Below are 13,396 nucleotides of genomic sequence, written 5' to 3' on the forward strand. Positions count from 1 at the left end.
GTCACATGGTAGATAATATCGAAGAATTTTTCAGACTATACGCCACTGCCATGGATCAAGCCGCGGCAGATGAAATGACGTCTTTCTCGAAGAACCCAATGGTGTTCGTCTCCGATGATAAAAAACAAGTTTGCAGTAGTCTTAAAGCGGTCCATCAGTTCAACACTAAGTTGCTATTGGCCTTACAAAACGGTGGAGTGACCCGCCATGAGCCCACTATTAATCAGTCCATGCGCTTGTCTGATACGGTACGATTCGTCAATGTGAGATGGTCTTTATATGATAAAGATAGCCAGTTGCTATTTAGTTGCTATTGCTCCTTCACATTGCAGCTTAATAAGCACAAAAAGCTTAAAATAATCGTTGCAGTGCTTGATGATGATCAAAAAATCATCAGCAAACTGCTGCAGCAATTAGAGGATAAGTGATGAAAAAATTGGTGTTTGGGCTTGTACTATTGTTGATAAGCGGCAACTTATTAGCGGCGACGTGGATCATTACCTTTCCAAGGCCACTGGGCGAAGCCGATCATCGTACCGAATATCCAGTTAAATTAATTGCGTTGGCGTTAGATCAAACTGGGGTGAACTACCAACTTGTCCCTACTGAAAAAATCATGCTGCAAGACAAGGCTTTGAAACAGTTGGCCGACAATCGAACTGTCAATGTGGTTTGGAGCATGACAGATAAAGATAGGGAAGAGCGTTTACTACCTATCCGCATCCCCATTTATAAAGGTCTGATAGGTTGGCGAGTCTTCTTAATTAAGCAAAATAGAAGTAAAGAATTTCAAAATATCAATAATTTGCAGAGCTTGATTAAGTATAAACCGATACAGGGCTTTGACTGGCCGGATACCAAGATTTTACAATCCAATGGATTTGATGTTTACACTTCAAAAACCTACAAAGGTTTGTTCACCATGTTGAGCCAAAAGCAAGGCGATTTTTTACCTCGCTCGTTAGTCGAGGTTTGGCCAGAATATGATAGCGGAAATCTGGATCAATCAATCGTGGTGGAATCCACTCTTGGGGTTCGCTATCCCACTGCAATGTACTTCTTTGTGAACAAGAATAACAAAATTTTAGCGCGTATTCTTGAAGACGGTTTGGAAAAAGCCATCGCCAATGGAAAGTTTGATGAGCTTTTTAGAACGGAATTTACCGATACGCTGAAGCGCACTAATATGGGTAAGCGGTTTTTCTTTGAAATAGAGAATCCATTGCTGCCAGAAAAGACCCCAATAGGTCGCAAAGAGCTTTGGTATTAACCCAACGCTTATCTGGTTAGCCTCGTAATATAAGTGTCATTAACGCTCATAAAAAAGCCGCTACAGTTGCAGCGGCTTTTAGTATTGGTTAGCTTTGGTTAAGCCTTACCGTGCACGCCGATAACGGAACGTCCAGACGGGTCGGCCATATTCTTGAAGCTTTCATCCCACTCTAGTGCTTCCACTGTACTACAGGCGATAGATTTACCACCAGGTACACAATGTGCAGCACTTTCTTGCGGGAAGTAACTTTCAAAAATGCTCCGATAAAAATAACCTTCTTTAGTATCCGGCGTATTTATCGGGAAGCGGAAATCAGCACTGGCAAGTTGTTGGTCGGTAACTTGTACATCGACATATTCTTTAATTGAATCAATCCACGAATATCCAACGCCATCACCAAACTGTTCTTTTTGACGCCACAGCACCTCTGCCGGTAAGTATTCGCCATTGTCGAAGGCCTTACGCAAGATCCATTTTTCCATCTTGCCATCTAAACACATCTTGTCTTGTGGATTTAAGCGCATTGCTACATCCATAAACTCTTTGTCCAAGAAAGGCACGCGAGCTTCTACGCCCCAAGCAGAGGTTGATTTATTAGCTCTGGCACAATCGAACATATGTAAGCGGTCTAGTTTACGTACGGTTTCTTCATGGAATTCTTTGGCATTGGGTGCTTTGTGGAAATACAAGTAACCACCAAATATTTCATCGGCACCTTCACCAGATAAGACCATTTTGATCCCCATCGCTTTGATTTTGCGGCTCATCAAATACATTGGTGTCGCAGCGCGAATGGTAGTGGTGTCATAGGTTTCAAGATAGTAGATAACGTCGCGGATAGCGTCGATGCCTTCTTGAATAGTAAAGTGGATCTCATGATGCACAGTACCTATCATGTCCGCGACTTTTTTGGCGGCGATCAAATCTGGAGCGCCTTCTAGGCCTACTGCGAAAGAATGCAGTCTTGGCCACCATGCATCTGACTTATCACCGTCTTCAACGCGCTTTGCCACATATTTAGCAGCTACCGCAGATACCAATGACGAATCTAGGCCACCGGATAACAATACCGCGTAGGGTACGTCAGACATGAGGTGTGATTTGACTGACTTTTCAAATGCTTCTTTTAATTGTTCAAGATTTGTTGGGTTGTCTTTAACGGCGTCATATTCCATCCAGTCACGTTTGTAATACTTGGTTAACTTACCGGTTTTACTCCACAAATAGTGGCCGGGGGGGAATTCTTGCACGGTTTTACAAACCGGCACTAGGGCTTTCATTTCTGAGGCAACATAAAAGTTACCGTGTTCATCATAGCCAGTGTACAGGGGAATAATACCAATATGGTCACGGGCTATCAGATAGGCATCTTGTTCTTGATCATACAAGATGAAGGCAAACATACCTTGTAAGTCATCGATAAACTCGACACCTTTTTCTTGGTACAAAGGCAGAATGACTTCACAATCCGATTTGGTTTTAAAATCATATGGGTTTGCTAAACCTTCTTCTAAGGCTTTGTGATTATATATTTCACCATTTACCGCCAAAACAAGATTATTATTTCGGCTAATTAAAGGTTGCGCACCATTATCTACATCTACGATCGCCAAGCGTTCGTGACTCAATATAGCGCTATTATTGTTCCAAATACCTGACCAGTCAGGGCCACGATGGCGAAGTAATTTGGAAAGCTCTAACGCTTGCGTCCTAAGTTCTGAAACATCAGTTTTGATATCCAGAATGCCGAATATTCCACACATAAAGAATTTTCTCTCTTAATACAGATTGTGATTAAAGTGATAGGTAAAGGTAAACCCAAGGCTAATCTGAAATAATTTTTCAATTTTGGCGGGTTTGCGATGATATTCATCCTTTTCCACACCTTGAATTTGCCAGTATGCGGGAAAATTGCAAGGGTAAAATGTAACTTTTTTTCAGTTAAGCTGCTTTTCGCCCAACTAATTGCCTTTAATCCCTTGAAAACAGAGCATATTGGGATGCTATATTGTGTATAACATATGAATTTAATGTCTGTATATTAGCCATGTGCTAGGTTTCAACCTGCATAGTCGACTAACTATTTGCCCTTAGAAAGGCAAATGAAGTGAAACGGACAAAAGCTACATTCACTGCTGCAAGTCCATGTATTTAATCAGGCAACCCGAGAAAGTTGATACATCAATCCTTTTTAATCTTAATATTAGATTAGAATGATTTGTATTAATTAGTTTTTAAAATTAATTATATTGTCTATACTTGCTTCATCGAATTAAGCACATATGATTCAAAATTAACTTACACGGAGAAACACATGACACAAGCTAATCCAAACTTTGCAGATAAATCCGGCCAAAAAGTTCCGTCGGTAACCTTTCGTACACGCAGGAATGACGAGTGGGTCAATATTACTAGTGATGAGTTGTTTGCTGGTAAAACCGTAGTGGTTTTCTCATTGCCTGGTGCCTTTACACCAACATGTTCGTCAACTCATTTACCTCGTTACAATGAATTGGCCAGGACCTTTAAGCAAAATGGCGTAGATGAGATCATTTGTATGTCTGTGAATGACACCTTTGTGATGAACGCTTGGGCTGCTGATCAAGAAAGTGACAATGTCACCTTGATCCCTGACGGCAACGGTGAATTTACCGATGGTATGGGCTTGCTCGTTGATAAAGCCGATTTAGGTTTTGGCAAACGCAGCTGGCGCTATTCGATGTTAGTGAAAGACGGTGTTGTAGACAAAATGTTTATCGAACCTGACAAAGCCGGTGACCCCTTTGAAGTGTCTGACGCGGATACCATGCTTGCATACGTTGCACCAGAAGCCCTTAAGCCAGAAGCTATCTCATTGTTTACTAAGCCTGGTTGCTCTTTTTGTGCTAAGGCCAAAGCCTTGCTAAAAGACAAAGGCCTTGCCTATGAAGAGATAGTATTAGGTGCAGGCGCAACCTTAACGTCGTTAAAAGCTATGACCGGCCGTGACACTGTGCCGCAGGTCTTTATCGGCGGTAAGCACATAGGCGGAAGCGAAGAATTAGCGGCCTATTTCAAGTAACAATTTGTTAGGCTGAACAAAACAATACCTAGGGGTGATTCGTTACCCCTTTTTTGTGTCTGGAGTATGAGATGAAGACGTTAGTAACAGATGTAGCGATTATAGGGGCAGGCACCGCCGGAATGGGGGCCTATCGTGCGGCCAAAAAGCATACCGACAAGGTTCTTTTGATCGAAAGTGGCAGCTACGGCACAACTTGTGCGCGAGTCGGATGTATGCCGAGTAAATTGTTAATAGCAGCAGCAGAGCGGGCTCACGATATGAGCACTGCCAGTCCGTTCGGCGTATCTCCACTAGGAGGTGTGCAAATTGATGGTAAAGCGGTGATGCAACGAGTCCGGGACGAACGCGACCGTTTTAGCGGTTTTGTGGTTGAGACAGTGGAGCAGTTTCCCGAGCAAGACAAAATCAAAGGGCAGGCAAAATTTATCGACAACCACACCCTGCAGGTGGATCAACACACGCGAATTAGTGCCAAACGTATAGTGATTGCAACCGGCTCACGTCCTGTCTATCCTGGATTTTTCGAAGCTGCGGGTGAGCGTTTAATCGTTAATGATGACGTATTTAATTGGCAAGACTTGCCCAAGTCAGTGGCGGTGTTCGGGCCTGGTGTTATTGGTCTGGAGCTTGGACAGGCATTGCATCGGTTAGGCGTCAAAACCAAAGTTTTCGGGATTGGCGGATCCATTGGCCCGTTAACCGACCCGGCTATCAAACAAAAGGCTACTGAGATATTTGCAGCTGAGTATTACTTAGACACCCAAACAAAAGATGTCAGCATTGCCAACAATGATGAAGGCGTTGCCTTAACGTATAGAAATACAAGTGGCGAGCTAGTTGAAGAGTCTTTTGATTATTTGCTGGCAGCTACTGGGCGGCGACCCAATGTAGATAATCTTGATATACAAAATACAGATTTGCAGTTAGATCAATTTGGTGTGCCCCTTGCCGACCCATTTACCATGCAGGCTGGTCAAAGTAATATTTTCATCGCCGGTGATGCCAGTAATATGTTGCCATTACTGCACGAGGCGACCGACCAAGGTAAGATCGCAGGAGACAACGCAGGACGGGGTGATTTCGCTAAAGCCGGTTTGAGACGCACGCCTATCTCTGTGGTGTTTTCCGATCCACAAATCGCCATGATCGGCATGACACATAGTAATGTCATGGAACGCTATGGAAGCTGCGATTGCTTTGCAAGCGGCGAAGTGTCTTTTGAAAATCAGGGCCGCAGTCGCGTGATACTTAAAAATAAAGGCATGCTGCGGGTTTACGCTGAGCAGGGCACAGGCTTGTTCTTGGGCGCTGAAATGATAGGACCGGCAGCGGAGCATATTGCCCATCTATTAGCTTGGGCCGTTCAAGCCAAAATGACCGTGCAACAAATGCTCGATATGCCATTTTATCATCCGGTGATTGAAGAAGGGCTGCGCACGGCATTGCGGGATGTATATGCTAACTTGCGCTTTGGACCTGCTATTGTTGAGCATTGTATCGAATGTGGCCCAGGTGCTTAGGCTAATTAGTATTGCTTGAGCTTTAACTAGGCTCCAACCCAATTGGAGCCTAGTCGTTTATGCCTATCTCACCAGTATTGGAGTCGTAAGTTACATTTTTGTTGAGATCCGCTTTTAGGGAATAAATACATTTACCTTCTGCAACATATTCGGCGCTGTAGGCTTCAGCGTCATCATTGCCCACACCTGAGCTAAAGCTATCAAGTACGGCTCGCCAAACGTCAAGACAGTCATCTTCACTATTGAGGGTTCGACTCACACCGCGAGTGTCGGCAGGGTATCCAGCGCTATTTACGGTTAATGCGCCGCCTACATTAGGATCTGCGATAGGTAGAAAGTTTTGTACCGCAACACCTTTACCGCGCACTAACCATGCAAGATGAACCTGATTCACCCCTTCACGAAAAGCGGCCGCTGTGGCGGTAAAAGCCGCTTTTCTAGCATCACTAGTGAAATCGACAAATCGCGGAGCGGCAACAACAGCTAACACTCCTAAAATGACTATGACAATGATTAATTCTATTAGGGTAAAACCACTACTACTATTTTTCAAAATGACAACCTGACCATTACTACATCTTTATATTGTAGTATCACAGATTATTAAACCATTGAAAATACTTGCGATATAGAAGGATTAACTTTGATTTCATCAGTCAAGCTCAAAGGTTGGTCGGTATAACTATTATTCAACCTGATTGATAAAGTCGTAGCCAAGTTTGCCTGGTCTGTTTATAGTGAATTTTTTCAGATCAATAGTTTATGCTTATGAAACAATTCGTTGCTCTTCTTGCCTTGGGTTTAATTAGCTCATTTAGCGCCTTTGCCGATGACTTGGGATGGTTAGATCCCTTTAAACAATTTTACGCTACTGAGTTGGGCAGTGTTCAGCCGTGTCAGCATCAGCAAAAATCTATCCTTACAGTGTGTTCTGCGGCATTGAAAAATGAGGGCAATGGCCCTTATGTTTATCACCACGGCAAACCCACAGATACCACGGTAGTATTGTTTCACGGCTTGAGTGATTCACCCTTTTTCTTTCGCTCTATTGCACCTGCTATTCATAATCTGGGTTACACAGTGATAGTGGCGCTGCTGCCGGGGCATGGAAAACTAGACGCTGACGATGACATGGAAGATGGCGACTTGGCAAAACGCTGGACCGCGCACGTCAATGAAGTGATGGCATTTGCTCAGTCTCAAAGCCCACATGTGTATATTGGTGGCTTCTCTACCGGAGGGGCATTGGCTGCGCAGTACGTTTTAGACCATAACAATAACGTGGACGGTCTTTTACTGTTTTCCGGTGCTCTAGCACTCGATGAGTCAGTGGAGGGTATGGCCGGTATCTGGGGCATCAAACTGTTAGCCAAAGTATTGGATTGGAGCTATGCAACCCAAGGACCGAACCCGTATAAGTATCCCAGTGTCGCCAAGCATTCAGCCTTTATGCTGACCGAGTTGATTTTTGATGTGAGAGACAAGCTAGCTCAAGGAAAAGAGCTCAATGTTCCCATATTTAGTGCCCACTCACAGGCCGATAAGACAACGCCTATTCGTGGGGTCAAGGAGTTACTAGAGAACAATAAAGGTGCCAATTCAACCTTCTTTATTGAAGCCGATTATGACGTCTGTCATGCAGATTTGGTGGTCAGTGACAGTCAGTTAATCGAGATGAACTATGATGCTTCGCAAGTTGATGCATCCGAGCCTTGCAAAGTACCTAAAGCAAATCCTCGTCATGCACAAATGATCCAAAGTATGTTGCAGTACTTGGGTAAATTAGCGCAACAGGGTTAGCGGTTTTGCGAACGTCGGTGCAATTGAAGCAGTTGGATTGAATGACTGATCCGAATCAACAGTTTGTGTTGTATGGTGCGCCGGTATCTTTGTATACCGGCAAAGCGCGAGCGTATTTGAGTTTCAAGCAAATTCCGTTTACCGAGCAGCTTGCTACCCTAAAGGTGTATAAAAATATTATTGTGCCCAATACTGGAGTCAAATTTATTCCAGTAGTGAAAACCCCTCAGGGGCAATATATTCAAGATACCAGTGAGATAATTGCCGCCCTAGAAACACGATTTACCAAGCGCGCAGTGCTGCCAAATGGCCCCAAACAGAAAATAATAGCGGCTGTATTTGAGATATGGGCAGACGAGTGGCTGGTCATTCCTGCCATGCATTATCGCTGGAATAAAGACAACTTTCCGTTTATCTATGAAGAGTTCGGTCGGGTGGTGGCTCCCTCCATGCCTAAATTTATTCGACGCTTTCTAGGTAAGAAATTAGCCGCTAAATTTCAAGCTTTCGTGCCCTTACTTGGCATAACCACAAAGAGCATTCCGGCCATTGAAGATTGGTATGAAAATCATGTGTTAGCCGAATTAGATAAACACTTTTACGAGCATGACTATTTATTGGGGTCGCGGCCGTGTATCGGAGATTTTGGTTTGTTTGGACCCTTGTATGCTCATTTGTACCGCGACCCTGCTTCAGGCCAGTTGATGAAATCTATTGCACCTAATGTTGCTAGATGGGTTGAACGCTTGAACTCACCCATAGTTGAAGTAGGTGATTGGCTTGATAATGACGAGATCCCAGAGACCTTGCTGCCATTGCTTAAACGAATTTTTAGCGAATTTTGGCCAGTGTTATTAAGCAGTGTTGCGAGGACACAAGAATGGTTCTCAGCCCATCCAGACACGCATTCATTGCCCCGTAGTCTAGGTAAGCACTCATTTACTATCGGTGGCGTCACTGAGCAGCGCGCAGTGATGAGCTTTCACGCTTGGAAGTTTCAGCGCATCCTCGAGTTGTACCTGTCCTTGTCTGCCCCTGAAAAAGCCAGTGTCCAGCAAATGATGCACGAGCAGTTCGGATTGCGTATCGAACTGCCGGTATTTGAAAAATCCCTTAAACGAGTTAATAACCGCTTATATGTGGCTAGCGTCGCTAATACTTAGACGTAGCGACCAATCTGAGACTAAGCACCAAGCTGTTCTTTTAGCTGATTAAATTGCGCCTTGAGTTCAGCTAATTCGTTTTCTAAAGTCTCCACTCTGGCTTGCAGCGGATGGCTAGCACCTGAGTCAGGCGAACTCATCTGAGAAGCCGATGATTGAATAGATTCGGCCGTATTGATTTGAGGCTCTCCGGAAAATAAGTGCATGTAGCGCGCATCTCGTTTACCCGGCTCGCGGGGTAACTTAGCTACTAAGCACTCACCATTTAGGCTCTGCATATAGTCTAAAACCTGTTCGACCTCAGTTACATTAGCAAACTCTGCTAAGCGATTGGTGCGGGTCCGCAGCTCACCTGGTGTTTGCGCACCCCGCAGCAACATCACGCAGGTTATGGCGAGCTGCTGACGGGAGAGCTTTAAGTCGCCAAATTCGGTATTGCAGAAGCGGTGCTTGTACTTCACCACTCGGCTGCCAAAGCCGGTTTGCTCATTAACCAGCTTCATTTCTTTTAGCTCGTCTAGAACATCTTGCACTTCTGACTCAGACAAACTCAGCACCGGCTCTCGGTTGCTCTTTTGGTTACAGCCAAGGGTAAGACCGTTGAGCGACAAAGGATATTGATCAGGTGTGGTGATCTCTTTTTCCAGCAGTACACCTATTACTCGGCATTGCAGGGGGGTTAATTGCACTAACATAAAGACTCCTTTGCGAAACTATTATTTCACGACGAATTATTGAACAAACACCGCCACGGTTAATGGCGATACAGTGATATTATTTGGGCTGGTTCGAGAACGCTTAACCACATCATCGGCACCTGAGCTTTGACGAGGGTGCAATCGGTATTGTTCGGCTCCGGCAAACTCAAAAGAACGTGCTTGTGCACTGTTGTTGAATACCACCAGTAATTTGCTATAAGTTTTATCAAGGCTCTGTGCGCCTGTGTCATCCATACTCATGACAATGAGACCGGGTTGTTGGTCAGGGCCGGTATTATGAAATTTTATTCGTTGGATGATTTGCTCATCACTGGTAAGGCTAAACAAAGGGCTTGAGGTGCGAATAAATAATAGATCCATAAACATCTCAGCCGCTTGCTGAATATGCTCAGGCTTGACCTGATCACGTCCGCCATTTTGTTCAAGCAGGCGGGTGATTAACGGCCAGTTTTGCTGATCTTTATCCGCTGGGGGCAGGCCAACATTATAGTTGTTAGTTTGCTTAGAGAAATCCACTTGGTTAAACCAGTCGCCATAGTCATAGCTGTCGCGCAAAAAAGATTTTGAGCGCAGCAATTCACTGCCCATATGGATAAACGGAATGCCTTGGGCCATCAAGGGGTAAGCCAGCGACAGTATCTGCATGCGCACCCGCTCATCGGTGGAAACCTCATTGGCAATGCGATATTGGTTGTTGTCCCACAAGGTTTGGTTGTCGTGTTTCGATACGTAATTGATGCTATCGGCTGGATCCAAGGCATAGCCCGTCGGTGCGCCGCCGTAATCTATATCGCGGCCAAAAACCTGCGCGCCAGCCGCATTTTCAAGGGGATAATCGGCCAAATTAGCCACTAAACCGATGCGTGCTTGATCCATCGAAAGTAAATACTCAGCCTTTATCTGTTGTGGGGTCAAACTGCTTTGAAGCTCGTTTGGTTGGGTATACAAACCATTTCCCAAGCCTTGACCACGGCGAATGTCATCTGCTGAAACAAAAGACGAACCGCCTCGAATGGCGTCCCGTAACCTGTCGGTAAAGGTCCCGATTTCGGTTCCGGCCAACTCTAACTGCGAAGCTTGAATGAATTGGGCATTGTTGGCCACTTCACCAAAATTCCAGCCTTCACCGTAAAAATAGGTATCTGGATCCACTGCCTGCACGGCAGCCCTTGCGGAATGCATCACCGATTTGGGTTGATGACCCATTAAATCAAAACGAAAGCCGTCGATCTTGTAGTCTTTGGCCCACACAACCAAAGAATCAGTCATCAGCTTGGCCATCATGTTATGTTCGGTGGCGGTGTTATTGCAGCAGGTGGATTGTTCTATGTTGCCACTGATGGGGTGAAGCCTGTGGTAGTAGTTGGGGACGATTTTGTCTAATACTGACTTGTCCGCGATACCCGCCGCATAAGTATGGTTATAGACCACATCCATAATGACTCTAAAGCCAAGTTGGTGCAGGCGCTGGACCATGGCTCTAAATTCGACGATACGGGAAACACCTTCAGGGTTTAACGCATAACTGCCTTCAGGCACAGTGTAATGATAGGGATCATAACCCCAGTTAAATCCATCCAAGGCGCGAATTTGTTCTACAACAGCTTGGGCGTCTGGCGATTGGGTGGCGAAGGATTGCAACAACTGTTGCAGCGTTATTGCCGGATCGTAATTTTGCTGACAGAAAGTTAAATCTACTTTAGCGCAGATAGCTTGCAGCGAGTCTTGTAGGCCAATGACCCTGTCAGTTCGCTCATCAACTGTGGAAATATCATAGCTTGGCAGTAAATGAATCGTATTCAGTCCAGCCGCCTTGAGCGCTTTAAGATGAGTAATTGAGGCACTGTGGGTTTGACTAAAAGCCGCATATTTTCCGGCCACGGCAGGATCTGTTAAGGTCTGATCAGCGGCACTGAAATCGCGGATATGGGTTTCATAAATCACTAATTTTTCTGCCGCAGAAACTTGTGGCACTTTATGCTGCTGCCAATCAGCAGGCTGGGTATCTACATGATTCAGATCCACCACCTGAGAGTAAACACTGTTAGTGGATAATCCTAGGGAGTAGGGGTCGGTTACCAACAGTGTTTCTATTTTTTGGGTTGCCGGATGATATACCTCAATCTCATATTGGTAGTAGGTGCCATGGGAAGCACGCCCAGTGCTGACTCGCCACACTCCGCTGTGAGTGTCTTCAACTAACGGGATAATACCGTGTTCTAGGGGAAGTTTATTTTGGCTAAACAGTCTTAGGGTAACTTTTCTAGCAGTAGGTGCCCAAAGGGTAAACTGAGTCTGCTCACCACTCACCACTGCGCCATAGTCAGTGACTTCATCTGCATCATCCCCTGATGAAGTATAAAGCCAGTCGATGAGTTTCGCGCTTTGCACCCAAGACAATTGGGTCTGTTTGGTGTCAGCAATTTGTCCTAGTAGGGCCACTTGTTGTTTCAAAATAGCTTTTACAGACTCGCGTTCATTTGCTTGGGTGAATTGATAAGCATAAAACCCTTTCAAGTGGGGATATTGCGTCGCTACCCAGCTAGGTAAAGGAGAGGGCTGTAACAGGAGGTGTTGGTCAATTTGTCCACTATCGTCTATCCGCCCCTGTGCTTGTACCAGTAGCTTGGGATTATCTAATTTGTGCGGCGACACCAGCAATGATGGCGTTAGCCAGTGAGCTGCCATATCTTGTTGTGACAAGGAAATGGGTATGGCTAAATTTATACTGCCAGTGCGGTGTTCAACTTGTGTATTTTTACAACCTGAAAGACTTAATAAAGTTGCGGCGAAGAGTAACGGTATTTTTATCATTGATGTCATTCAAAGGCCTTTAGAGCTGGAAGTTCAGTATGCTCGACTGCGACATAACACCAGGCTTTTTGCCCGTGTCGCAATGTAACTTCAATACGGCGGTAATCATCAACTTCATAAGCGTCTGCTTGGACAAGCTCGTTGTCAGTCAAATCTACCACTACGCCTTTTACTTGGTCTCGTTCATTGTTGGTGGCAACCAAAATAGGATGAAATTGTTGACCACTTGCGGCTAAAACTGCCGGATCGGTTATCTCTACTTGCTCAAGTCGATAGCCGCAGATTTCAGCAGCCTGGGTGTCTAGCAAGCGTCCAAAGGTATTGATTTGGACTTGAGGATATTGCAAGGTGCCGTAAGAAAATAATTTATGCGCCATGTTGCTATTCCGTGCGGGTCGATTCATCGGCTTAAAAGAGCCGCTAGTAAACCTTTTTCCATACACAATCGCAACACCTTAGTAGGTATTTGCGACGTCAAATATACAGATTATTGTGACAGACTAATGACATTTTTATGGTTATTTGAAATTACTGATTTAGATCCAATTAGATGAAAAATATAAGAAAATTTATATACTAAGGGAAATTATCTGCTAATCTATTAATTAGCTTGTACCACAGACGATATTTACATTGTACTTAAGAATTTCTATGCATCTGTTTTACCAGTTCGTTTTGGATATTTTCTATTAGTAACATGCATCGTACATTTCGTTCTACACAGCTACACTGGCGTGCATGCGCTATTTAATTCAAAGAAAATTAGGATTTTATTATGTCTAAAACTACTGGAACTGTTAAATGGTTCAACGCAGACAAAGGCTTTGGCTTTATTACACCTGACGACGGCGGCGCTGACGTGTTTGTTCACTTCCGTGCAATTACTATCGAAGGTTACAAAACGTTGAACGAAGGCCAGAAAGTGTCTTTCGAGATTGAGCAAGGTCAAAAAGGCCCGCAAGCAGCTAACGTTACTATCTAGTTAGCACTGCAAAGAATTTAAAACAAAACGCCGGTAATTTGAATTGCCGGCGTTTTTTTTA

At 44.6% G+C, this 13,396-nt stretch carries 12 protein-coding genes; 7 read left to right on the forward strand and 5 right to left on the reverse strand.

Translation table 11 applies throughout. The annotated features are described in order from the left end of the window. Positions 1-5 precede the first annotated feature (5 nt). Together QR722_RS04915 and QR722_RS04920 are read left to right on the forward strand one after the other, a co-directional pair. A complete protein-coding gene (locus QR722_RS04915; RefSeq protein WP_286285812.1) occupies positions 6-428 on the forward strand; it encodes a DUF6841 family protein in 423 nt (140 codons plus the stop codon). Further along, a complete protein-coding gene (locus QR722_RS04920) occupies positions 428-1,270 on the forward strand; it encodes a transporter substrate-binding domain-containing protein (protein WP_286285814.1) in 843 nt (280 codons plus the stop codon). Before QR722_RS04915 ends, QR722_RS04920 begins: the two co-directional genes overlap by 1 nt. 98 nt (positions 1,271-1,368) lie before the next feature. Here the strand turns inward: QR722_RS04920 and asnB are convergent, their stop codons facing one another. Next, complete coding sequence (gene asnB / locus QR722_RS04925; RefSeq protein ID WP_286285817.1) at positions 1,369-3,036, reverse strand: asparagine synthase B; 1,668 nt, start codon at positions 3,034-3,036, stop codon at positions 1,369-1,371. A 551-nt stretch (positions 3,037-3,587) separates the two neighbouring features. On the opposite strand from asnB, the gene QR722_RS04930 reads away from it, so the two are divergent. Further along, on the forward strand, positions 3,588-4,334 hold the full coding sequence (locus tag QR722_RS04930) for a glutathione peroxidase (RefSeq protein ID WP_286285819.1): 747 nt from the start codon (positions 3,588-3,590) through the stop codon (positions 4,332-4,334). Positions 4,335-4,405: 71 nt separating this feature from the next. Continuing rightward, positions 4,406-5,857: a dihydrolipoyl dehydrogenase gene (locus QR722_RS04935; protein WP_286285822.1), complete on the forward strand. Its 1,452-nt coding sequence runs from the start codon at positions 4,406-4,408 to the stop codon at positions 5,855-5,857. A 49-nt stretch (positions 5,858-5,906) separates the two neighbouring features. Here the strand turns inward: QR722_RS04935 and QR722_RS04940 are convergent, their stop codons facing one another. Next, positions 5,907-6,410, reverse strand: coding sequence for a prepilin-type N-terminal cleavage/methylation domain-containing protein (locus QR722_RS04940; protein ID WP_286285824.1), 504 nt, complete (start codon positions 6,408-6,410; stop codon positions 5,907-5,909). 215 nt (positions 6,411-6,625) lie between these two features. Between QR722_RS04940 and QR722_RS04945 the strand changes: the two genes are divergently transcribed. Beyond that, positions 6,626-7,657, forward strand: a complete 1,032-nt coding sequence (locus tag QR722_RS04945) for an alpha/beta hydrolase (RefSeq protein WP_286285826.1) — start codon at positions 6,626-6,628, stop codon at positions 7,655-7,657. Between the two features lie 41 nt (positions 7,658-7,698). Next, entirely contained in the window at positions 7,699-8,820 is a 1,122-nt protein-coding gene (locus QR722_RS04950) for a glutathione S-transferase N-terminal domain-containing protein (protein ID WP_286285828.1), read from the forward strand. A gap of 20 nt (positions 8,821-8,840) precedes the next feature. Here QR722_RS04950 and QR722_RS04955 read toward each other — a convergent pair whose 3' ends face one another. The 3 genes from QR722_RS04955 to QR722_RS04965 are packed head-to-tail and all read right to left on the reverse strand — an operon-like array spanning position 8,841 to position 12,730. Continuing rightward, a complete protein-coding gene (locus QR722_RS04955; protein WP_286285830.1) occupies positions 8,841-9,515 on the reverse strand; it encodes a YceH family protein in 675 nt (224 codons plus the stop codon). A gap of 36 nt (positions 9,516-9,551) precedes the next feature. Beyond that, positions 9,552-12,362 (reverse strand): pullulanase-type alpha-1,6-glucosidase, encoded by a 2,811-nt coding sequence (pulA, locus tag QR722_RS04960; RefSeq protein ID WP_286285832.1) that lies wholly within the window; start codon positions 12,360-12,362, stop codon positions 9,552-9,554. Continuing rightward, positions 12,359-12,730: a gamma-glutamylcyclotransferase family protein gene (locus QR722_RS04965; RefSeq protein ID WP_286285834.1), complete on the reverse strand. Its 372-nt coding sequence runs from the start codon at positions 12,728-12,730 to the stop codon at positions 12,359-12,361. The genes pulA and QR722_RS04965 overlap by 4 nt, the downstream gene beginning before the upstream one ends. 398 nt (positions 12,731-13,128) lie before the next feature. Here QR722_RS04965 and cspE point away from each other — a divergent pair, with 398 nt between their 5' ends. Then, entirely contained in the window at positions 13,129-13,335 is a 207-nt protein-coding gene (gene cspE, locus QR722_RS04970) for a transcription antiterminator/RNA stability regulator CspE (protein ID WP_286285836.1), read from the forward strand. Positions 13,336-13,396 lie beyond the last annotated feature (61 nt).

The organism is Aliiglaciecola sp. LCG003, assembly GCF_030316135.1.
GTDB lineage: Bacteria > Pseudomonadota > Gammaproteobacteria > Enterobacterales > Alteromonadaceae > Aliiglaciecola.